At 60.7% G+C, this 20587-nt stretch carries 23 protein-coding genes; 11 read left to right on the top strand and 12 right to left on the bottom strand.

Going from position 1 to position 20587, the window contains the following annotated elements; genetic code table 11:
• A partial coding sequence (locus K0H47_RS06160) for an Hsp70 family protein (RefSeq protein WP_219272183.1) occupies positions 1-664 on the top strand: 664 nt, incomplete at its 5' end.
• Between the two features lie 134 nt (positions 665-798).
• Here K0H47_RS06160 and K0H47_RS06155 read toward each other — a convergent pair.
• The 3 genes from K0H47_RS06155 to K0H47_RS06145 all read right to left on the bottom strand — a co-directional run bounded on the left by K0H47_RS06155 (position 799) and on the right by K0H47_RS06145 (position 3173).
• A complete protein-coding gene (locus tag K0H47_RS06155; protein WP_003217402.1) occupies positions 799-1812 on the bottom strand; it encodes an AI-2E family transporter in 1014 nt (337 codons plus the stop codon).
• 186 nt (positions 1813-1998) lie between these two features.
• A complete protein-coding gene (locus K0H47_RS06150; RefSeq protein WP_017478381.1) occupies positions 1999-2313 on the bottom strand; it encodes a PsiF family protein in 315 nt (104 codons plus the stop codon).
• Positions 2314-2384: 71 nt separating this feature from the next.
• Positions 2385-3173, bottom strand: coding sequence for a helix-turn-helix transcriptional regulator (locus tag K0H47_RS06145; protein ID WP_063033362.1), 789 nt, complete (start codon positions 3171-3173; stop codon positions 2385-2387).
• A gap of 97 nt (positions 3174-3270) precedes the next feature.
• On the opposite strand from K0H47_RS06145, the gene K0H47_RS06140 reads away from it, so the two are divergent.
• Entirely contained in the window at positions 3271-4167 is an 897-nt protein-coding gene (locus tag K0H47_RS06140; RefSeq protein WP_177025926.1) for a DMT family transporter, read from the top strand.
• Here the strand turns inward: K0H47_RS06140 and K0H47_RS06135 are convergent.
• Together K0H47_RS06135 and K0H47_RS06130 are read right to left on the bottom strand one after the other, a co-directional pair.
• Complete coding sequence (locus K0H47_RS06135) at positions 4160-4465, bottom strand: multidrug efflux SMR transporter (protein ID WP_177025925.1); 306 nt, start codon at positions 4463-4465, stop codon at positions 4160-4162. The genes K0H47_RS06140 and K0H47_RS06135 overlap by 8 nt on opposite strands.
• Position 4466: 1 nt before the next feature.
• Positions 4467-5108 carry an FMN-dependent NADH-azoreductase gene (locus K0H47_RS06130; protein ID WP_219272182.1) on the bottom strand — a complete coding sequence of 214 codons (642 nt, stop codon included), beginning with the start codon at positions 5106-5108 and terminating at the stop codon, positions 4467-4469.
• Positions 5109-5232: 124 nt separating this feature from the next.
• Here K0H47_RS06130 and K0H47_RS06125 point away from each other — a divergent pair, with 124 nt between their 5' ends.
• Positions 5233-6189, top strand: coding sequence for a LysR substrate-binding domain-containing protein (locus tag K0H47_RS06125; protein ID WP_177025923.1), 957 nt, complete (start codon positions 5233-5235; stop codon positions 6187-6189).
• Positions 6190-6243: 54 nt separating this feature from the next.
• The gene (locus tag K0H47_RS06120; RefSeq protein ID WP_017478375.1) at positions 6244-6774 is read left to right on the top strand and encodes a bacterioferritin; all 531 of its coding nucleotides are present in this window, start codon (positions 6244-6246) and stop codon (positions 6772-6774) included.
• A 137-nt stretch (positions 6775-6911) separates the two neighbouring features.
• Here the strand turns inward: K0H47_RS06120 and K0H47_RS06115 are convergent, their stop codons facing one another.
• Positions 6912-8981, bottom strand: coding sequence for an AsmA family protein (locus tag K0H47_RS06115; RefSeq protein WP_201142998.1), 2070 nt, complete (start codon positions 8979-8981; stop codon positions 6912-6914).
• A gap of 368 nt (positions 8982-9349) precedes the next feature.
• Here K0H47_RS06115 and K0H47_RS06110 point away from each other — a divergent pair, with 368 nt between their 5' ends.
• Positions 9350-9799: a hypothetical protein gene (locus tag K0H47_RS06110; RefSeq protein ID WP_063033368.1), complete on the top strand. Its 450-nt coding sequence runs from the start codon at positions 9350-9352 to the stop codon at positions 9797-9799.
• 151 nt (positions 9800-9950) lie between these two features.
• Complete coding sequence (locus tag K0H47_RS06105) at positions 9951-10583, top strand: TetR family transcriptional regulator (protein WP_177069990.1); 633 nt, start codon at positions 9951-9953, stop codon at positions 10581-10583.
• 1 nt (position 10584) lies between these two features.
• Here K0H47_RS06105 and K0H47_RS06100 read toward each other — a convergent pair whose 3' ends face one another.
• Entirely contained in the window at positions 10585-11073 is a 489-nt protein-coding gene (locus K0H47_RS06100) for a C40 family peptidase (protein ID WP_093202310.1), read from the bottom strand.
• Positions 11074-11410: 337 nt separating this feature from the next.
• Between K0H47_RS06100 and ureE the strand changes: the two genes are divergently transcribed.
• The 5 genes from ureE to K0H47_RS06075 all read left to right on the top strand — a co-directional run bounded on the left by ureE (position 11411) and on the right by K0H47_RS06075 (position 15130).
• Positions 11411-11911 (top strand): urease accessory protein UreE, encoded by a 501-nt coding sequence (gene ureE, locus K0H47_RS06095; RefSeq protein ID WP_017478370.1) that lies wholly within the window; start codon positions 11411-11413, stop codon positions 11909-11911.
• On the top strand, positions 11908-12582 hold the full coding sequence (locus K0H47_RS06090) for an urease accessory protein UreF (protein WP_063033370.1): 675 nt from the start codon (positions 11908-11910) through the stop codon (positions 12580-12582). Before ureE ends, K0H47_RS06090 begins: the two co-directional genes overlap by 4 nt.
• Before the next feature lie 23 nt (positions 12583-12605).
• Complete coding sequence (ureG, locus tag K0H47_RS06085; RefSeq protein WP_003217431.1) at positions 12606-13220, top strand: urease accessory protein UreG; 615 nt, start codon at positions 12606-12608, stop codon at positions 13218-13220.
• 24 nt (positions 13221-13244) lie between these two features.
• Entirely contained in the window at positions 13245-13817 is a 573-nt protein-coding gene (locus tag K0H47_RS06080; protein ID WP_218263933.1) for a HupE/UreJ family protein, read from the top strand.
• A gap of 182 nt (positions 13818-13999) precedes the next feature.
• The gene (locus tag K0H47_RS06075; protein ID WP_219272180.1) at positions 14000-15130 is read left to right on the top strand and encodes an AGE family epimerase/isomerase; all 1131 of its coding nucleotides are present in this window, start codon (positions 14000-14002) and stop codon (positions 15128-15130) included.
• On the opposite strand, the gene K0H47_RS06070 is transcribed toward K0H47_RS06075, so the two are convergent.
• The 5 genes from K0H47_RS06070 to livM all read right to left on the bottom strand — a co-directional run bounded on the left by K0H47_RS06070 (position 15102) and on the right by livM (position 20587).
• Positions 15102-16007, bottom strand: a complete 906-nt coding sequence (locus K0H47_RS06070) for a cation diffusion facilitator family transporter (protein ID WP_017478366.1) — start codon at positions 16005-16007, stop codon at positions 15102-15104. The genes K0H47_RS06075 and K0H47_RS06070 overlap by 29 nt on opposite strands.
• A 158-nt stretch (positions 16008-16165) precedes the next feature.
• Positions 16166-16933, bottom strand: a complete 768-nt coding sequence (locus K0H47_RS06065; RefSeq protein ID WP_219272178.1) for an SDR family oxidoreductase — start codon at positions 16931-16933, stop codon at positions 16166-16168.
• Positions 16934-17724: 791 nt separating this feature from the next.
• Positions 17725-18441: an ABC transporter ATP-binding protein gene (locus K0H47_RS06060; RefSeq protein WP_063033374.1), complete on the bottom strand. Its 717-nt coding sequence runs from the start codon at positions 18439-18441 to the stop codon at positions 17725-17727.
• Complete coding sequence (locus tag K0H47_RS06055; RefSeq protein WP_219272177.1) at positions 18438-19313, bottom strand: ABC transporter ATP-binding protein; 876 nt, start codon at positions 19311-19313, stop codon at positions 18438-18440. The genes K0H47_RS06060 and K0H47_RS06055 overlap by 4 nt, the downstream gene beginning before the upstream one ends.
• Positions 19310-20587 carry a high-affinity branched-chain amino acid ABC transporter permease LivM gene (gene livM, locus K0H47_RS06050; RefSeq protein ID WP_017478364.1) on the bottom strand — a complete coding sequence of 426 codons (1278 nt, stop codon included), beginning with the start codon at positions 20585-20587 and terminating at the stop codon, positions 19310-19312. The genes K0H47_RS06055 and livM overlap by 4 nt, the downstream gene beginning before the upstream one ends.

Genomic DNA, 20587 nt, shown 5'->3' with positions numbered 1-20587 from the left:
GCGCCGCCAGATCGACAACCGCCACGACGACATCCTCGCCACCGGCGGTGTGCATATCGGCGGTACCGACTTCGACAAGCAACTCTCGCTGGCCGGCATGATGCCGCTGTTCGGCTACGGCAGCCGCATGAAAAGCGGCGCCTACATGCCCACCAGCCACCACATGAACCTGGCGACCTGGCACACCATCAACTCGGTGTACTCGCAAAAATCCAAGCTGGCGCTGGGCAGCATGCGCTACGACATCGAGGACACGGGCGGCATCGACCGGCTGTTCAACCTGATCGAACAGCGCGCCGGGCACTGGCTGGCGATGGAAGTGGAAGAAACCAAGATCCAGCTGACCCAACAGGACAGCCGCCATGTGCTGCTGGACCGGGTCGAACCAGGGTTGAGCGTGGAATTGAGTCGGGCATTGTTCGAGTCGGCCATTGATGGCTTGCTGGAGCGGGTGCGCAACAGCGTGACCCAGTTGCTCAACGATGCCTCGGTGGACGTGGCCCAGGTGGACACAGTGTTCTTTACCGGGGGTTCCAGCGGGATTCCGGCGCTGCGCCACAGCATCTCGGCGATGCTGCCGAATGCGCAGCATGTGGAAGGGAATATCTTTGGCAGTATCGGCAGTGGTCTGGCGATTGAGGCCAGCAAGCGCTACGGCTACTGAGTTTTAGCTGAAACCGTGGCGCGCCCTTCGCGAGCAAGCCCGCTCCCACATTTGACCGAGTTCCAACTTTGGAATGCAGCCGAATGTGGGAGCGGGCTTGCTCGCGAAGGGGCCAGTCCAGGCAACATCAATGCCTAAACCATCCCCGCCAGCTTCAACTCACTCTTCAAGTACGCATAATAAATCGGCCCCGCCACCACCCCCGGCAGGCCGAAGGCGGCTTCGAACACCAGCATCGCCAACAGCAATTCCCACGACTTGGCACTGATCTGCCCACCGACGATCCGCGCGTTGAGGAAGTACTCGACCTTGTGGATCACAATCAGGTAGCCCAACGCCGCCACCGCCACCCAAATCGACAGCGACAGAGCCACGATGGTGATCAGGGTGTTGGACATCAGGTTGCCGATCACCGGCAACAGGCCCAGCAGGAACGTCAGCACGATCAACGTCTTGGTCAGCGGCAGGTGAATCCCGCACAGCGGCAGCACCACGGCGAGGAAGATCGCGGTGAACGCGGTGTTCAGCGCGGCGATCTTGATCTGGGCGAAGACGATGTTGCGAAAGGCCTGGACCAGCAGGTGCAGGCGGTCGAACAACGCGGCCGCCAGGGGTTTGCGCTTGGTGAGGTCCGGCACCCGCTGCAGGGCGATGATCGCGCCCAACACCATGCCGATGAGCAAGGTCACGAACATGTGCGCGGCGTCTTTGCCCACCAACTGCAATTCGCTGAGGTGTTTGCTCAGCCATTCGCCGATGGCCACGCGGAACTCTGCGGCGCTGGCCGGCAAGTACGCGTCGAGAAACGGCGGCAACTGGCCGCGGGCTCGGTCGACCACGCCCATGAATTTATCCAGGGAAGCCCCCGGGTTTTCCGCTTCGTGCAGCAGGAAGCTGATGGCCCCGGCAAAGATCAGGGTCAGGATGCTGACGATCAAAGTCCCGAGCAACGCCACTGCCAACCAGCGCGCCCGCCGGCCTTCGATTAATCGCTGCAACTGCGGGGTGAGCATGTTGACCAGCTCATACACCAGCAGCCCGGCCAGCAGGCTCGGCAGCAACTTCAACGGCAAAACCAGCAGCAGCCCGCCAAAAATCAGCACGCAACTGACCAACAACAACACGTGACGCTGAGAAAACGTTGGCATACAGCCTCAAAACGAACGGCGTTAAAGGATGGGCAGTCTGCCAGCCTTGGGTGAATCAAGCGAGAAGTCTAAACCCGGCCCAATGTGGGAGCTGGCTTGCCCGCGATAGCGGTGGGTCAGTCAACGAAGGCATCGACTGTCAGGTCGCAATCGCAGGCAAGCCAGCTCCCACAGGGTTCTGCATCACTATTTCTTCAGACAGGTGCTCATAAACGTTTTACGTGCATCGCCGGTCAGCGCCTGGGTTTTCGCCGTGGCGTTGCAGTCTTTCATTTTTTGCTGCTGTGGCGTAAGGGTCTTGGCGTCGTTGGCAGCCGGGGCGGCCTTGAGGCAGGTGCTCATGAATGCCTTGCGATCATCACCGGTTTTGCCACTGGTCTTGGCTTCGGCGTTGCAAGTGGTCATTTTTTGTTGCTGAGCCGTCTGTGCGGCAGTCGCGGCAAAGCCTTGGGAACACAACAGCAAGCCCATCATCAACAGCGGAATACGCAGCATCTTCATGGAGTTTTCTCCCTGTTACCGTGCCGAGGGGCACGGCCTCCCCAGCAGTGTAGTCAAACCCTGTTACACGTTCACCTGCTACGAATATTCGTCCGACGATACTGCTCCGGGGTGCAGCCAGCCTGGCGCTGAAACATCGCGATAAACGCCGAGGCGGTGCTGTAGCCCAGGTCAAAGGCCACTTCCTGGACGCTGCGCGGGCTGTCCAGCGCTTCGATGGACGCGAGGAAACGCAGGCGTTGGCGCCATTCGCCGAAACTCATCCCTAGCTCACGCACGAATTGCCGGGCCAGGGTGCGCTCACTGACATGTACCTGCTCCGCCCACTGGGCCAGCGCACGGTTATTCCCGGGATCGGCCTGCATACCCTCCAGCACGCTGAGTAACCCGGGATGGCTGGCGTACGGCAGGAAACAATCGTGCACCGGGGCCTGCCGAAGCTGGTCCACCAGCACCTGGGCCAGGCGCACATCGGCTTCATTCTCAGGAATGTTGACGTCACGCTCGGCAAAATCACTGAGGATCGCCTTGAGGATATCGCTGATGGTCAGGGTGCACGGCTGCGCCGGCAATTGCTCGCACAAGGCGGGCGCCAGATATACCGAGCGGTAGACGATCGCCTGGGCATTGTAGGAACTGTGCTGGGTGTTTGGCGGAATCCACACCGCGTACTGCGGCGGCGACATGAAGCGGCTGCCGGCCACTTCAAAACGCATCACGCCTCGGGCCGAGTAGTCCAGGGAACCCCAGGCATGCTGGTGCGCACTGGCATGGGTGTCGGCCTCGAATTCCGAATAGCGGAAATACACCGGGGACGGCAACTGGTCGAAATCGGGAAGGTTGATGTACTTCTTCGGCATATTGTCTGGATACAGAGGTCGGATGGCTGGATCGAAGTATAGGCTTCGATCCAGACAAAGGATAATCGCCGCTCATAGACGCAACAGGCTCCTTTCGATGCAATACGCTTATCCGTTACTGGCCATTTTTATCTGGGCCGGCAATACCGTGGTCAACAAACTCGCGGTGGGGACGATTTTCCCTGCCGAGATCGGCTTTTATCGCTGGCTGCTGGCGGGCGTGCTGTTTACCCCGTTCATGCTCAAACCCGTCATCGCCAATTGGTCGCTGATTCGCCCCAACCTGGGCAAGATCTTCATCCTCGGCGTGCTGGGCATGGCGGTGTATCAGAGCCTGGCGTATTACGCCGCGAACCTGACCTCGGCCACCAACATGGGCATCATCCTGTCGCTGATGCCGCTGATGGCCCTCACCGCCGCCATCATCAGCCTTGGCCAACGCCTGACCTTCGGCGCCCTGACCGGTGCCGTGCTGTCGTTCGCCGGCGTGGTAGTGGTGGTTTCCGCCGGCAGTCTCAGCGCGCTGCTGCAACACGGGCTGAACATGGGCGATGCGATGATGCTGGTGGCCACCCTGGCCTACGCGGTCTACAGCACCCTGCTGAAAAAATGGCAACTGCGTTTGCCGCCGCTGGTGTTGCTGTATTTGCAGGTGCTGGTGGCAGTGGTGGTGCTGTTTCCACTGTTCCTGCTCTCCGACAAGGCCGGCCTTGGCTGGTCGAATATCCCGCTGGTGCTGTACGCCTGCCTGTTGGCCTCGATGCTCGCGCCGTTGGCGTGGATGCATTCGGTGAAGACCCTCGGCCCGAGCCGCACCACGCTGTTTTTCAATTTGCTGCCGCTGATCACCGCGTTGATTGCCTCAGTGGTGTTGAAGGAGCAACTGGCGATGTATCACCTGGTGGGCGGCTTGCTGACCTTGGGCGGGGTGATTTTGTCGGAGCGCTGGACGACACCGGTTCGCAGCAATGTCGGCGCGCCTGAAGCTACTTAAGGCCGACCACGCCGGCGACGATCAAGCCCACCGACACCAGCTTGATCAGCGTCAGGCTCTCCCCCAGCAGCGCAAACCCGAGAAACACCGTGCCCAGTGAACCAATGGCGGTCCAGATCGGGTAGGCCACGCTCACCGGCAACTCACGCATGGCCAGGGTCAGGAAGTAGATCCCGCCCACGGCCGCGATGACGGTGATCAGCGATGGCCACAGCCGGGTGAAACCGTCGGCGTACTTCATGCCCATGGCGAACGTCACCTCAAACCCGGCAGCGATCAGCAGGAAGAGCCAGGACACCTCAGAAGCTCCCGGCCAGATCGCGCAGTTGGCCTTCGACCGCATCGCAGGAACGACGGAAAACACTCGGGTCGGACTCCTCGCCCTCTGCGGCGATCACTGTGACGTCTTCAATGCCGATAAACCCCAGCGCGGTCCGCAGGTGCGGATCGGCGTGGTTCATCGCCTCGTTTTCCCCGCCCGGGCCAAAGCCGCTGCCGCCGCGACTGGTGATGATCAGCGCCTTTTTGCCCAACAGCAACGGCTGGTAGTGGGCGATGCCCTGGCTGTCCTGAGTGATATCTACGGTGTGGCCCATGCGCACGATCTGGTCGATCCAGGCTTTGAGGCCGCTGGGGATCCCGAAGTTGTACATCGGCACGGAAATCACCAGCAGTTCGTGCTCGACCAGCTCGGCCACCAGTTCATTGCTCAGTTGCAAATCGGCGTGCATGGACAACGGCATTGCCTGCGGCTCCGGGTGGAAGCTGGCGGCAATAAACGCTTCGCTGACGTGGGGGATAGATGCCCGGCCCACTTCGCGGCGGGTCAGCTGCTCGTCGGGATTGGCGGTGTGCCAGGCGACCAGGAACACCTCGGCCAGGCGCCGGGAGTGGGAACGTTCGCCGCGGGGGCTGGAATGGATCGCAAGCATTTTTTTCATCTGTTGGCCTTCACACGCTAGACTCAGGCAACCTGAATGGCTGCCTCTGTTGCGCACAAATCTAGAGTCGAGCGGCCTTCCTCACAAATGAGCAATAGTTGCTTTGGATGAACTGAATTCATCCATGGAGCCTCACATGTTTGCCTCGCTGCCCCTGACCGCCCTGCGCGCCTTTGAATCAGCCTCACGCCTGTTGAGCTTCAAGGCCGCCGCCCAGGAGTTGTCGGTAACGCCGACGGCGGTGTCCCATCAGATTCGCTCATTGGAAACTTGGCTCGGCGTGCAGCTGTTCGAGCGCCTGCCGCGCCAGGTGCGCCTGACGGAACGCGGCGAGCGCCTGTTCCACAGCCTGCACGGCGCGCTGCTGGACGTCGCGCAAAGCCTCGACACCCTTCGCCCGCAGCGCAGCGCCAGCAATCTCACGCTCTCGACTACGCCGGCGTTCGCCGCTCTGTGGCTGGTGCCGCGACTCGGGCGCTTCTATGCCGCCCATCCGGATATCAGCCTGCGCCTGGACACCAACTGCGCCGTGGTCGACTTGCAGCAGGACGCCAGCGTCGACCTGGTGATCCGCTACAGCATCGACGACTACACGAACCTCTACGGTTTGTGCCTGTTCGACGAATGTTTCGCCGTGTATGGCTCCCCCGAACAAGTCGCCCTGGCGCGCGAACGCACCCCGACCCTGATCAGCGTGCGCTGGCACAACTCCAAGCTGTACGCCCTGGGCTGGCAGGCCTGGTGCGAAAAAGCCGGGGAAGATTGGTTGCAATCCGCTTCGCCACTGCGCGAATACGACGAAGAACACTACGCCTTGCAAGCAGCGATTGCCGGCCAGGGCCTGGTATTGGCGAGCAATATCCTGGTCTCGGAAAGCGTCGCCAGCGGGTTGCTGGTGCCTTACCGGCCACAGATCCGCGTCAACGGCGCCGGCTACAGCGCCCTGTGCGTGCCGGGGCGTGAACGGCATCCGCCGGTCCGGGCGTTTTTTGAGTGGTTGCAGGAGGAAGCGCGGCTGTCGGGACACACGCTGGAAAATCCGATAAAACTTTTCGGGTTGCCTGGGACTCACAACCAGTGAGCGATCACGCCGACAGAGCGTGGCGCAAAACCGGATTAGTACCAGGAGAATGAGATGACTGACTCACATTTGTCTGACGTAGCCACTTTACGTGACCGCGCCCGCAAGAACGTCGAAAACGGTGCCGTGACTGAAGGCTATGACGCCGACCGCCAGGAAATCCTGCGTCTGCTCAACGAATCACTGGCCACCGAACTGGTGTGTGTGCTGCGCTACAAGCGCCACTACTTCATGGCCAATGGCGTCAAGGCGCATGTCGCCGCCGAGGAATTCCTCGAGCACGCGACCCAGGAAGCCGAACACGCCGACAAGCTGGCCGAGCGCATCGTGCAGTTGGGCGGCGAGCCGGAGTTCAACCCCGACCTGCTGTCGAAAAACTCCCACGCGCAGTACGTGGCCGGCAATACGCTGAAGGAAATGGTCTACGAAGACCTGGTGGCCGAGCGCATCGCGGTGGACAGCTATCGCGAGATCATCCAGTACATCGGCGACAAAGACCCGACCACTCGCCGGATCTTCGAAGAGATCCTGGCCCAGGAAGAAGAACACGCCGACGACATGGCGGATATTCTGAAGGACCTGTAACTAACACTGCTCACACCGCAAAACCCATGTGGGAGCGGGCTTGCTCGCGAAGGCGGTGGATCAGTCGGCACATTCTTGACTGATCCACCGCCTTCGCGAGCAAGCCCGCTCCCACATTTGGTTCCCGGTTTTGTCAGCTAGCCCTTCACTGTTTTAGGTGCCTTGCCTTCCTTCATCTGTTGCAGCAACGGCGCACACTGGTTCGGCTCATCGCCGCTCGGCGCCACCAGCGCCAGCAAACCCGCCGCCGGGCCGGCAATCACACCCAGTGCAACCATACCCGCACCACGCAACATCAGCGGCACCGCCTTCACGCCAGCATTCGGCTTGATAAACGGCCCGTTGACGTACAACGGCGAGCGCAGGGAGAACAGGCGGAAGCCTTTGGACTCTGGGGTAATCGTCAGGTCAAGCTGCTCGCTGGCCATGTTCGCGGTGCCATCGATGTAGATGATCGCGTTCTCGGTATCGAACACAAACAGGCGAGTCGTCGCCAGGCCCGACTTGATACCGAAGTCTGCGGCCGCACAGTTGATCTTCACTTCCTTATCGCCAAACAGGCGGCCGACCACGTAGTTGCCGACGTTGAGCCCGGCGATTTCCATCAGTCCGCGGCTGATGGCGCCGTCGTTGATCAACATCTTCAGATCGCCATTCGACGTGCCAAGCAATGCCGCGACGGAGTTGCCGCGCCCGGAAATATCCGCATCGCCGTTAAGTTCACCAAAGCTGGTTTTCATTGGCTCAAAGGTCGGGAACAGCTGTTTGAGCTTGAAGTTGCGCGCGGTGAGTTTCGCCTGGCCTTCCATCGGAGTGGTGCGCCCGTTAAGGCGAATCTGCGCATCGAGCTTGCCACCGGCCACGCCGAAACGCAGGGGCTCCAGGCTCAACTGGCCGTCGTTCAACACCAAGTGGGTGTAAAGATCGGTGAACGGCAATTCGGCACTGTGGACGATGCGCTTGCCGGTGAATTCAACGTCGGCATCCATGTCGCGCCAGCGTTCGGTGCGGAACTCTTCCACCGGCAACACCTTGGTCGCCGGCTGCTTGCTTTCGCCGCCACGGGCTTTTTGCTTGGCGTTGGAGTCGGCGCCAATCAGCGGCGCCAGGTCGGTCATCAACAACTGGTTGGAGACCAGCGCACCGGTGAGTTTGGGCCGCGGCTGGCTGGCGACGTAGCCGAGGTTGCCGTGGATGTCGCTGTTGCCGATCTTGCCGTTGAAGTTTTCATACTGGAACGACGCGCCACTGGCCTCATGCAGCTTGGCGATCAGGTGGCCGTCGGTGGAATAGGCTGGCGAATCCGGCAGGGTCACGCCGGTGAGTGGGTAGAGATTGCCCAGGCTGCTGCCGGAGAGTTTGAGGCGCAGGTCGAGGGCGCCGAGGTTCATCGGGTCGGTCAGGGTGCCAGCCAGTGCGATGCTGGTGTCGCCGATCCGGGCCTGAGCTTGCAGCGGGAACGGCTTGGCCGCGTCCTGCAACGCCAGCAGGCCACCGATCTTGCCGGTGCCATCGAGCTTCTGGCCGTGGTACTGGCCTTTGACCTTGAGGCCGAACGCGTAATCCTGCGGCGCCGAGCCTTTTTCCAGGGCTTTCTTGGCGTCGGCATCCCCGACGATCTCGCCGAAGGGGATCGGCTTACCGAGCAAATCAATCACTACGTCGAGTTGGGTCTTGAGGGTTTGATCGTCAAGGGTTACGTGGCCTTTGTCGAAACCAATCGCGCCGATATCCACCACCCAGCTGGACGGCTCGGCATTCGGGTCCTTGGGGTCGAACTTGAAGGTCCAGTTGGCGCGGCCATCGGCCAGGCGCTGCAATTGCGCACTCGGTTCGGTGAGGTCGATACGCGGGATCACCACACGCTGGGCCAGCAACGCCAGGGGCGAGATGCGCAATTCCACGCGCTTGAGGGTGACCATCTGCGGGGTTTTCGACCAATCGGGGTTGCCCAGGGTCAGGTCCTCGGCAATCACATGGGGCCACGGAATCCAGGCGCGCCAGCCGCCTTCATCGGGCTCACGCTGCCACACCACTGCCAGGTTGCCATTGATGGCAAACGGTCGATGCAGCTCTTCGGAGACCTTGGCGTTGAGCGGCGGCTTGATCCGGTTCCAGTCAAAGAACACCAGGACCAACACCACAATGGCGATTAACAAAACGAAGCTGGCGCAGCTCCAGGCGAGAATTTTACGAGTGCGCGTCATTGCACAGGACTCCAGGTTACGACTTAGCGGGCGCATTGGGGCGCACGTTTTGACTACAGCTTATATGGCTACGACTGACAAACGGCACGGGGGTTTAACCCCATTGATGAATTAGCGGTAAAAACCGCCTTTCCTGACCAATCAGACAATTTCAATCATCAACCACGCACCGTTGTTACCCACGATCGTGTCGAAAATACCCACCTCGGTGCAAAAGCGCGGGCTTGAGACCTGCGAGATAGAGCCCTCGCAGGGAACAATCAATTCTGTTGATTATTACCATTGTGTTTATGAACTTTTATATCGACTTATCAAGAGTAGCATTAGCCCTGTACCCAATTTATCGCCCTCCCAAGGAGCAACCCATCATGAAACGCCAATTACTCGCAAGCTTTGTACTTTCCGTCCTGGCCACCAGCGCATTTGCCCTGCCAGCTGCTGAACAGGCCACCCCACAAGTGAAAGCCGATGCTTCCCACTTCAGCCAAACCCTGGCTCGCAGCGGTGCTTCGGACAAGAACAACACCGACTACAACGGCAGCATCACTGAAAACGGTTCGGAACAAGCCAACAAACGTGCTTACACCGAAGGCGTCGCTGAAGGTGGCCGTGATCGTCTGGAACAGAAAGGTCTGGTTGAAGGTGGCGCTGATCGCCTGATGGAACGCAACGCTGTTGCCGAAGGTGGCCGTGATCGCCTGGAACAGAAAGGCCTGGTTGAAGGCGGTGCTGAACAAGCCAACGAACGCGCCTACGCCGGTTCCGTAGCTGAAGGCGGTGCCGACCGTCTGGCAGAACTGCATCAAGCACAGAGCTAAGCCCGTGCTGGCCCTGGAAAAAAGCCCGATCACCCGATCGGGCTTTGACTTTGTGTGAACCGCAACGCCCTTCTCCCTTTTGAAGTTCGACGCTGGCAAAGCTGATTTGCTAGAGTGCGTCGCTGTCCTTGTCCACAAAGCCCGCCTGCCAATGCTGCCCCGTGCCGAACAGAAGCAACAGACCCGACTCGCCCTGATGGACGCAGCCCGCCATCTGATGGAGTGTGGCCGTGGGTTCGGCAGCCTGAGCCTGCGTGAAGTGGCCAAGACCGCCGGCATCGTGCCCACCGGTTTCTACCGTCACTTTGCCGATATGGATCAGTTGGGCCTGGTATTGGTCAGTGAAGTCGGCCAGACCTTTCGCGCGACGATTCGCCTGGTGCGCCACAATGAATTCGTGATGGGTGGCATCATTGATGCCTCGGTACGGATTTTCCTGGATGTGGTCGCCGCCAACCGTTCGCAATTCCTGTTTCTGGCCCGCGAGCAATACGGTGGCAGCCTCGCCGTGCGCCAAGCCATTGGTGCCCTGCGCGAAGACATCACCAGCGACCTCGCCGCTGACCTGACCCTGATGCCCAAGCTCCAGCACCTGGATTCCGACGGTTTACACGTAATGGCCGACCTGATCGTCAAGAGCGTGTTCGCCACCCTGCCCGACATCATCGACCCGCCCGCCGAAGCGCTGCCTGCGCACCTCACGCCTCAAGCCAAGATCACCCAGCAACTGCGCTTTATCTTCATTGGCCTCAAGCATTGGCAAGGCTTGGGCAGCACTGAATAAATCAGCGCACGGCGTGGAAACGCTTGGCGGTGGTGTAGTTCTTGTTCCAGTAACTGTTGGCCAGTGAATCGATGCGCACGCTTTTGCCGGTGCGGGGCGAGTGAATGAATTTGCCCTCACCTATATAGAGACCGACGTGGCTGACCTGACCGCGCCCGTTGCCCCTGAAAAACACGGCATCACCCGGTTGCAATGCATCGCGCTTGATCGTGGCCGCAGTTGAGCGGTGCATCTCAGACGTCGTGCGGGGCAGATGAATGTTGGCTTCGGTCTTGAACAGGTACACCAGAAAGCTGCTGCAATCGAAGCCCTGCCGTACCGAGGTGCCGCCCCACTTGTAGGGCGTGCCCAGCAGCGCATGGGCACGATCGATCACGTTGTCGATAGAAGGCCGCGGGGTAAATGCCGGGGCCCGATGGAGATTGGCCGAAGCGGATGAAAGGGTGAGCGACAAGCTGACAATGATTAAACAGAAAAATGACTTGTACATGATGGAACCGCTGAGAATTAAACACGGAGCGGAATCCTAATGAAACAGCGCGTAACCCGATGACCGCCTAATCCTGTAACTGCGTGGGAAAAATCCGAAACAACTCTTCCACACCCAAAGATGAAAGAAATTTCATGCAACGAGCCATGGAATTCAACGCCGAGCGCCCGAATCCGGTGCTATAAATCCACTCGCGCACCAAAATGAAACATTTTGGAATAATTTCCTGCGCCATCAGGTGGCACACGCCGCCTGCCTACAGGGAATTCCTACTCCCCGCGTGGTTGGCAAGACCCTTGCTCTAGCTTGCTTATCGCTCATAGCTGGAAGCTTTCTGATGCTGGTGATCCACCGCCGAATCGCCCCCGAACCCGTCTGGGCCGCAGAGTTGCTGCTGAATTTCGAAGCCCGCAGCAAAAGCCGCTTGCGCTGTTTCAGTGCCGATGGAGAAGACGTCGGCCTGTTTCTGGAGCGCGGTCAACCGCCGCTGCACGATGGCGAATTCCTACAGGCCGAAGACGGACGTGTCGTACGCGTGTGCGCCCGGCCTGAACAACTGCTGCACGTCACCTGCAGCAGTGCCTTTGAACTGACCCGCGCCGCCTATCACTTGGGCAACCGCCACGTGGCGCTGCAAGTGGGGGACGGCTGGTTGCGCCTGCTGGATGACTACGTGCTCAAGGCCATGCTTGATCAGTTGGGTGCGACGACTGAAACCATCGAGGCACCCTTTCAGCCGGAACACGGCGCCTATGGCGGTGGTCACCATCACTCCCGCCATGGCGACGAAGACTTCAACTACCCACCCAAGCTGCATCAGTTCGGCGTACGTCTATGAACCCAGCCTGGGCGCTGTTGCGTCTGGCCAGTCCGCAGCTGCCGATTGGTGGCTACAGCTATTCCCAGGGCCTGGAAATGGCCGTGGAGCAAGACCGCGTGACCGACCCGGCAAGTGCCGGGCGCTGGATCAGTGATCAACTGTTGCTCAACCTGGCGCGCTTCGAGGCGCCGCTGCTGCTCGCCCACTGCAAGGCCGCCGCTGAACAGGACTGGCCACGCCTCGCGCAGTTGTGTGAGGAACACCGCGCCAGCCGCGAAACCCGCGAGCTGTACCAGGAAAGCCGGCAGATGGGTTACTCCCTGCACCAACTGCTGAACGGCTTGCCGGAACTGGATGACGCCGCGCGGGAGTTTCTCGCCCTGCGACCCGAACCACACCTGGCCCTGGGCTGGGCGCTGGCCGCACGCGCCTGGCAGATCAGCCCCGACGACGCCCTGGCCGCCTGGCTGTGGAGCTGGCTGGAAAACCAGCTGGCGGTGCTGATGAAAACCTTGCCACTGGGCCAGCAAGCCGCCCAGCGCCTGACCAGTGAACTGCTGCCGCTGCTGCAACAAGCCCAGCAGGACGCCAGCCAACTCGACCCCAACCACTACGGCAGCGCCGCCTTTGGCCTGTCCCTGGCGTGCATGGCCCATGAGCGCCAGTACAGCCGCCTGTTCCGTTCCTAGGGCACTTTATCTTGGAGAATCATATGAACACCCAACCCCTGCGCGTCGGCATCGGCGGGCCGGTCGGCTCCGGCAAGACCGCCCTGACCCTGGCCCTGTGCCTGGCCCTGCGTGATCGCTACAACCTGGCGGTGGTCACCAACGATATCTACACCCGCGAAGATGCCGACTTCCTGGTGCGCAACCAGGCCCTGGCGCCCGAGCGCATCATCGGCGTGGAAACCGGCGGCTGCCCCCACACCGCGATTCGCGAAGATGCCTCGATCAACCTCGAAGCGGTAGACCAACTGAACCGGCGCTTTCCCGGCCTGGACCTGATCCTGGTGGAATCCGGCGGCGACAACCTGTCGGCCACCTTCAGCCCGGAACTCTCGGACCTGACCATTTACGTGATCGATGTGTCGGCCGGCGACAAGCTGCCGCGCAAAGGCGGGCCCGGGATTTGCAAATCCGACCTGCTGGTGATCAACAAGATCGACCTGGCACCGCTGGTGGGCGCGTCTCTGGAGCTGATGAACAGCGACACCCAGCGCATGCGCGGCGGTAAACCTTTCGTCTTCAGCAATCAGAAAACCGGCGTCGGCCTGGAAGAAATCGTCGCCTTCATCGAACGCCAGGGCTTGCTGACCGCAGCCTGATCAACCTCAACAAGGAGCCTGTCCATGCGCCTCAATACACTTCTCGCAGCCGCAGCCTTGCTGCTCACTCCCGCTCTCGCCTTCGCCCACCCCGGCCACGGCGACAACGGCTTGGTGGCCGGTATCAGCCACCCGCTGGGCGGCATCGACCACTTGCTGGCGATGCTCGCCGTAGGCCTGTGGGCCGCCCAACAAAAAGGCGCGGCGCGCTGGGCGTTGCCGTGCACCTTCGTCGGCACCATGCTGATCGGCGGGATGCTGGGCTTTGAAGGGCTGGAACTGCCGGCGCTGGAAAGCGGGATTGCCGCGTCCGTGCTGGCGCTGGGCCTGGCGGTGGCGCTGGCGGTGCGTCCGCCGTTGTTCGTGGCGGTGGCGGCCACGGCACTGTTTGCGCTGTTCCATGGCGTGGCGCATGGTTTGGAGCTGCCTGATATGTCCAGCCCTTGGGCGTATGCCGTAGGGTTCGTGGGTGCGACAGCGGTTCTGCATGCGGCGGGTTATGCCGTGGTGCGCTTCCTGCCGGCGGCGGCAGCGCCGTTGGTGCGGGTGGCGGGCGCGGCTTCGGCGGCGACTGGGGTTTGGTTGCTCGCAGCCTGATTTTCGGTGCTCCTGAGGGCCTCTTCGCGAGCAAGCCCGCTCCCACAGTCGACTGCATTCCAACAATGGAACTCGATCGAATGTGGGAGCGGGCTTGCTCGCGAAGGCGGCAGTAAAGACAACACCGATCCCAAGCCTGATACCATGTCGCGCAAACACCCCTGCCGTGACGACGCCAGCCGATGCCCATCGCTCCAAGCTCCGCCCTCAAGCCTCAATTGACCGCTGTGTTGACGCACTTCCACGACCTGATCGTGCCGCTCTGGCATGGCCCGGGCTGGAATGCCGACCTGGCGCTGCCCTATGAGGCCCTGGACGCCGACCATCGGCCGTTGCCCCCGCAACGCTACCGCGCCATGGCCTGCGCACGGCAGTTGTACCTGTTCGCCAGCCTGATCGGCGAGCCCGGCGCAGCCTTTGCCGAGGAGCGCGCCGCCGCGCTGTTCCGTTCCCTGCAACGGCATTTCCACGACGCCGAGCACGGCGGCTGGTTCTACAGCATCGACGCCCACGGCAAGCCACTGGACAAACGCAAGGACCTCTACACCCACGCCTTCATCATCTTTGCCTGCGCCCACTATTGGGCCAAGGTGCGTGAATCGCTGGTGGAGTCGGTACTGGACGCGGCCCTGGAAGTGGTCGCCGAACGCTTCGCCACCGGCGACGGCCTGTACGAAGCGGTGCTGGAGCGTAACTGGTCGTCCCTCAAGTCCGGCCCTCTGCAAAACCCGTTGATGCACCTGGCCGAAGGCTTCCTCGCCACGCTGGCCGTGCGTGAAGACGCCGTCACCCAGGACGCATTGCTGGACCTGGCCAACGCCCTGCAAAAGCGCTTCATCGACCGCCAACACGGCGTGATGATGGAAAAACCCCTGGGGGCTGTGGATAACTGGTTTGAGCCGGGACACCAGTTCGAATGGTTCTTCCTGCTGGAGTCTTCGGACTTGTTGCGAGGCACACCGCTGCACGCGTCCCTGAACAAAGCGTTCAGCTATGCCGAGCAAAAGGGTGTGGATAACCTGACCGGTGCGGTCAGCGGCATGCTGGCCCTGGACGGCAGCCTGCGTGACGGCACCCAGCGTATCTGGGCCCAGGCCGAATACCTGCGGGCGCTGACCTTGCGGCCCAACAGTGAAGCCGTGCTGCAACGCCAATTGCTGGCGCTGCAACAGCGCTTCCTGCACGACAAAGGCTGGAATGAGTGCCTCGATGCCAAGGGGCAAGTCAGCCGACGGGACATGCCGTCGACCACGCCTTACCACTTGGCGACGTGCTACCTGGGCCTTACGCAATCCATTTGCGATCCCCGGTAAAACTGATCGTCAGCCAGCGGGCCGCGTCCGGCTTGCCCAGCCCTGTGGATATTTCTTCGCGCAGCCCGTCCAGGGTGGCGACGTTATCCACCGGGTAATCCGCCGGCAGCACCACATGAATCTCGATAAACCGCGCCCGCCCGTGCTTCTGCACGTAGGACACGTAGTCGTCGAAACCATGCTTGGCCTGAGCCGCGTCCATCACTTCGCGGACTTTGCCGTCCAGTTGGTCCGGTACAATTCCCAGCACATCCCGCAGCGCCGGGCGCAGGATCTTGAAGGCCGGCGCCAGCATGCTCAACGCCAGCAGGATCAGGATCAACGGGTCGACGTACACCGCCCACTGCCCGTAGCCCTGGGACTTGAGCAACAGCGCCGCCAGGAAGCTCACCAGCAGCCCCACCGACAGCATCGCGTCCACCAGCCAGCTGATGTTGTCGAACTGGATCAGCGACGACTTGAGCGTGCGATTGCGATAACGCACATAGAAGAAATAGGCGAACTCGACGACGGTAAACACCGCCGCGTAGATGATCACCAGGCCCAACTCGATATCGCGCCCGCCATTGATAATGCCGAACACACCGTTGAGAAACGCATAGATGGCTATCAACAGCAGGAAGCTGCCTTCGATCAGCAGCACCATGGGTTCCAGGTGCCAATAGCCGAACTGGAAACGTTCGTTGCTTTTCTTGGCGATCAGCTTGGCCGTGATCAGCATCAGCACCTTGATGGCGGTGGCGATCAGCGAGAAAAAGCCGTCGAATAAAATCGATTGGGCGCCCGACACCACACCCGTGACGATCCCGGCGATCGCCACGGCGAACATCAGGATGGTCGATTGTTTGAGCAGCGACTGCTCACCTCGGTTACTCACATATCCTCCTGTCAAAACCTTTGAACCGCACAGCGCGGCGGGGTTTTCAGGGGTGGAGTGTACCTTATGTCCTGTTTTGGCCGATTTGCCGCATATTTAAGGCTGACAAAAACCTGTGGTGAGGGAGCTTGCTCCCTCGCCACAACAGCTCGACGAACTTAGCCCTTGGCACCACGCTCAATCGCAAACCCGGCCCAGGTCTGGCTGACCGGCATCAGTTCCAGACGGTTGATGTTCACGTGTGCCGGAGTATTCAGCACCCAGAAGATCGTGTCCGCAATGTCCTGTGGCTGGATCGGCTCGGCACCGGCATAGGTCGCGTCATAACGCGCCTGATCACCGGCAAACCGCACCAGGGAGAACTCGCTTTCGCACAGGCCCGGCTCGATGTTGGTCACACGCACGCCGGTACCTTGCAGATCGCAACGCAAGTTCAGCGAGAACTGTTTGACGAAGGCCTTGGTGCCGCCATACACGTGGCTGCCCGGGTACGGGTAGCTGCCGGCGATGGAGCCAAGGTTGATGATGCCGGCGCCACGGCCGTGGGCGATCAGGCGCGGCAACAGCAGGCTGGTGGTGGTCAGCAGGCCCTTGATGTTGGTGTCGACCATGGTTTCCCAATCGTCGAGGCTGCACTTGGGCGCAGGGTCGGTGCCCACCGCCAGGCCGGCGTTGTTGATCAGCCCGCGCAGTGTGGAGAAGGACGGCGGCAGGTTGGCGATTGCCTCTTCCATGGCCTTGCGGTCACGCACGTCCACCACCAGGCCGAGTACTTCGGTCTGCTTGGAGAGTTCGGCGCACAGGGCGTTCAGACGCTCTGCGCGACGGCCGGTGAGCACCAGTTTCCAGCCAGCTTCGGCAAAACGGCGGGCACAGGCTTCGCCGAAACCGGAGGTCGCGCCAGTAATAAACAGCGTATTGGACATGGTGTTCTCCTTGCGGGGCTACGAGGTAAAAAATCAGCCAGCAGAATGCCCGGCTGCCGGGCTGGCGGCAACTGATACACGCTGTGGACACAGGTGAATGCCGCTCATGCTGTACGAAATTCAACCAATCACTTGGGAGCCATACAGGCCGTGGCGTCCAGCCATGTGCGCGCACCTTATCCACAGCCCCGTCCACAGTCTTTGGGGGCAAGTGCAAAAAGCTGAAAGCCGCAGTACACAAGGCTTTCAGTGCAATTCAAAAAGTTTTTTGCTTGACCTTGAGCGAGCCATATGTAGCCCGGTTCAAAACGGTGCAATCAGGACGATGGCCCCAGGCCAGTCATTCCGGCCTCTGCGGCACTCTTTCCAGAGTTTAGTCACAGACTTATCCACAGGCCGGAGTGACATCTTCCGGTCATATACCTGTGTCTTTAAACAGGTTGACAAAACCCTCGAGGGGTCGCGAAAAACTCACTGCTCAATAAACAACCACCGCGCTACAAGCCACGAAAACAAAGGCCTCCAGCCAGCTACTCCCACGTTACCCACAGCCGGTTCCACAGTGGTTGGGGACAAGTCAAAACTGTGACAAAACAGGGATTTGCGGCGGCTATATGTCGCGCTTTGGCAGGTGTCTGGATTTGTTGTCCACAATTTCAGGAAAGCCTGCAGGCGACGCAAAAAATGTGGGAGCGGGCTTGCTCGCGAAGGCAGAGTGTCAGTCTATACATGTGTGACTGATACACCGCCTTCGCGAGCAAGCCCGCTCCCACATTGGACCTGCGAACGACTTAATGCCCGCCGAGGTAGGCGTTGCGCACCTCTTCATTCACCAGCAGCTCCTTGCCGGTGCCTGTAAGGCGAATCTCGCCGTTGACCATCACGTATGCCCGATCCGACAAGCGCAGCGCATGGTTGGCGTTCTGCTCCACCAGGAAGATGGTCATGCCGGTAGACGCCAGCTCCCGCAGCGTGGAAAAGATCTGCTTCACCACAATCGGCGCCAGCCCCAGGCTCGGCTCGTCCAGCAGCAACAGTTTGGGCCGACTCATCAGCGCACGAGCGATGGCGAGCATCTGCTGCTCCCCACCGGACATGGTCATCGCCCGCTGGTTACGCCGCTCCTTGAGCCGCGGGAACAGCTCGAACATCCGCTGCATGTCCTCGGTGGCGAACTTGTCGCCAATCGGGATGGTGCCCATCAGCAGGTTTTCCTCGACGGTCATGTCCGGGAACACCCGCCGCCCTTCCGGCGACTGCGCAATGCCGTTGGAGGCGATGTAGTGGGACGACTTGTGGGTAATGTCGACGCCGCGGTAGATGATCTGCCCGGACTCGGCCCGTGGCTGGCCAAAGATCGACATCAGCAGCGTGGATTTACCCGCGCCGTTGGAGCCGATCAGGCTGACGGTTTCCCCTTCGTTGATGTGCAGCGAGACTTTCTTCAGGGCCTGGATCGGGCCGTAGTACACGTCCAGGTCTTTCAGTTCGAGGATTGGCTCACTCATACCAGTTCCTCTTCGTCAGCGCCCAGGTAAGCCGCGATCACTTTAGGATCATTGCGGATTGCTTCAGGGCCGCCCTCGGCAATCACGTTGCCGTGGTCCAGCACCACGATGTGGTCGGAAATACTCATCACCATGCCCATGTCGTGTTCGATCAGTACCACCGTCAAGTCATGCTCGTCCCGCAGCAGACGAATCATCGCGCTGAGGGCTTCGGTTTCCTGGGGATTGAGGCCGGCAGCCGGTTCGTCGAGGCAGATGATCTGCGGCCGGGTGCACATGGCGCGGGCGATTTCCAGGCGGCGTTGTTGACCGTAGGACAACTCGCCGGCCAGGCGGTTGGCGCAGTCCACCAGGTTCACCACTTCCAGCCAGTAGAAGGCATGGTCGAGGGCATCGCTTTCTGCCTTGCGGTACCCCTTGGTGTTGAGGATGCCCGCGAGCATGTTGCGGTTGACCCACATGTGCTGGGCCACCAGCAGGTTCTCCACCACCGACATTTCCTTGAACAGGCGAATGTTCTGGAAGGTGCGCGCCAAACCGGCACGGTTCACCAGGTGGGTGCCGCCGAACATTTTGTAGAACACCCGGCTGACGAAGCTCTTCGGCGAAACAAAGTCGGTGGCCTTGAAGCGCTCGCCCAGCAGCTGGATCACGTTGGTCTGCTTGCCGCGCACATTGAGTTCGATCTTCCCGCCGGAGGCTTTGTAGAACCCGGTCAGGCAGTTGAACACCGTGGTCTTGCCGGCGCCGTTGGGGCCGATCAAAGCGAAGATCGAGTTGCGTTCGACCTTGAGACTCACATCGCTCAAGGCCTTGATGCCACCGAAGTGCATCATCAGGTGTTCCACGGAGAGGACGACTTCCTTGCTCATGGCGCCACTCCTTTACGTGGGACTACACCGGTACGGCTGATACGAATCAAGCCTCGTGGTCGCCAGATCATCATCACCACCATCAACACGCCGAACAGCAGCACGCGGTATTCAGAGAAGCTGCGCAGCAGCTCCGGTGCCACGGTCAGTACGAACGCGGCAATCACTACGCCAACGGTCGAGCCCATGCCGCCCAATACCACGATGGCCAGGATCAGCGCCGACTCGAAGAAGGTGAATGACGACGGGTTGACGAAGCCCTGGTAGCTGGCGAAAAACACCCCGGCCAGGCCGGCAGTGGAAGCGCCAATGGTGAACGCCGAGAGCTTCACCAGCACGTGGTTGAGGCCCATGGAACGGCAGGCGATTTCATCTTCGCGCAAGGCTTCCCAGGCGCGGCCCACCGGCATGCGGGTCAGGCGGTGCTTGATGTACAGCACCAGCAGCACCACCAGGAACAGCACGATGTAGATGAACAGGAATTTGAAGTTGGGGTTGTAGTCGATGCCGAAGAACTCGTGGAACGGCACCCCGCCATCCTTCGCCTTACGCACGAACTCCAGCCCGAAAAACGTTGGCGACGGCACCGGCATGCCATTCGGGCCACCGGTAAACGACAGCCAATTGTTCAGCACCAGGCGGATGATTTCACCGAAGCCCAGGGTCACGATTGCCAGGTAATCCCCGTGCATTCGCAGCACCGGGAACCCGAGAATGCACCCCGCCAGCGCCGCGCAGATCGCCGCCAGCGGCAGCACTGTCCAGAAGCCCAGGCCGAGGTATTGATAACCCAGCGCCAGGCCATAGGCACCGATGGCGTAGAACGCCACGTAACCCAGGTCGAGCAGCCCGGCCAGGCCCACCACGATGTTCAGGCCAAGGCCCAGCAACACGTAGATCAGCCCGAGGATCACCACGGTCAGCAGGTATTTGTTGGCGAAGAACGGGAACACGATGGCAATCACGATCAACGCCGGGATGATCCAGCGCAGGCGCGATTTGTAGTCGGGCTTGAGTACATGTACACCGGAACCGGTGCTTTCAAAACCTTGCAGAATCCGCAGGCCCCTGGGGGTTTGCAGGAACAGGCTCATGGCAAAGCGGCCGACCATCACAATGGCCACCAGGATGCCGACACGCGCCGGTTGCAGGTTGAAGCTGTAGCCGTCGAGGACTACGCCGACGATCGGACCGAACACGATCAGCGAAATCAGCCCGGCGAGTACCGCATCGACGACACTTTTCTTGATATCGATAGAGTAGGCAGCAGACAT

The organism is Pseudomonas sp. Xaverov 83, from assembly GCF_019352905.1.
Taxonomy (GTDB): Bacteria; Pseudomonadota; Gammaproteobacteria; order Pseudomonadales; family Pseudomonadaceae; genus Aquipseudomonas; species Aquipseudomonas yamanorum.
The sequence above is the reverse complement of the archived record's forward strand: the minus strand, read 5'-3'. Positions and strand labels throughout refer to the sequence as shown.

Coding starts and splice junctions, on each gene's coding strand:
- K0H47_RS06155 (WP_003217402.1), bottom strand. CDS start 1,812: ATGCCAACGTTTTCTCAGCGTCACGTGTTGTTGTTGGTCAGTTGCGTG.
- K0H47_RS06150 (WP_017478381.1), bottom strand. CDS start 2,313: ATGAAGATGCTGCGTATTCCGCTGTTGATGATGGGCTTGCTGTTGTGT.
- K0H47_RS06145 (WP_063033362.1), bottom strand. CDS start 3,173: ATGCCGAAGAAGTACATCAACCTTCCCGATTTCGACCAGTTGCCGTCC.
- K0H47_RS06140 (WP_177025926.1), top strand. CDS start 3,271: ATGCAATACGCTTATCCGTTACTGGCCATTTTTATCTGGGCCGGCAAT.
- K0H47_RS06130 (WP_219272182.1), bottom strand. CDS start 5,108: ATGAAAAAAATGCTTGCGATCCATTCCAGCCCCCGCGGCGAACGTTCC.
- K0H47_RS06125 (WP_177025923.1), top strand. CDS start 5,233: ATGGAGCCTCACATGTTTGCCTCGCTGCCCCTGACCGCCCTGCGCGCC.
- K0H47_RS06120 (WP_017478375.1), top strand. CDS start 6,244: ATGACTGACTCACATTTGTCTGACGTAGCCACTTTACGTGACCGCGCC.
- K0H47_RS06115 (WP_201142998.1), bottom strand. CDS start 8,981: ATGACGCGCACTCGTAAAATTCTCGCCTGGAGCTGCGCCAGCTTCGTT.
- K0H47_RS06110 (WP_063033368.1), top strand. CDS start 9,350: ATGAAACGCCAATTACTCGCAAGCTTTGTACTTTCCGTCCTGGCCACC.
- K0H47_RS06105 (WP_177069990.1), top strand. CDS start 9,951: ATGCTGCCCCGTGCCGAACAGAAGCAACAGACCCGACTCGCCCTGATG.
- K0H47_RS06100 (WP_093202310.1), bottom strand. CDS start 11,073: ATGTACAAGTCATTTTTCTGTTTAATCATTGTCAGCTTGTCGCTCACC.
- ureE (WP_017478370.1), top strand. CDS start 11,411: ATGCTGGTGATCCACCGCCGAATCGCCCCCGAACCCGTCTGGGCCGCA.
- K0H47_RS06090 (WP_063033370.1), top strand. CDS start 11,908: ATGAACCCAGCCTGGGCGCTGTTGCGTCTGGCCAGTCCGCAGCTGCCG.
- ureG (WP_003217431.1), top strand. CDS start 12,606: ATGAACACCCAACCCCTGCGCGTCGGCATCGGCGGGCCGGTCGGCTCC.
- K0H47_RS06080 (WP_218263933.1), top strand. CDS start 13,245: ATGCGCCTCAATACACTTCTCGCAGCCGCAGCCTTGCTGCTCACTCCC.
- K0H47_RS06075 (WP_219272180.1), top strand. CDS start 14,000: ATGCCCATCGCTCCAAGCTCCGCCCTCAAGCCTCAATTGACCGCTGTG.
- K0H47_RS06065 (WP_219272178.1), bottom strand. CDS start 16,933: ATGTCCAATACGCTGTTTATTACTGGCGCGACCTCCGGTTTCGGCGAA.
- K0H47_RS06060 (WP_063033374.1), bottom strand. CDS start 18,441: ATGAGTGAGCCAATCCTCGAACTGAAAGACCTGGACGTGTACTACGGC.
- K0H47_RS06055 (WP_219272177.1), bottom strand. CDS start 19,313: ATGAGCAAGGAAGTCGTCCTCTCCGTGGAACACCTGATGATGCACTTC.
- livM (WP_017478364.1), bottom strand. CDS start 20,587: ATGTCTGCTGCCTACTCTATCGATATCAAGAAAAGTGTCGTCGATGCG.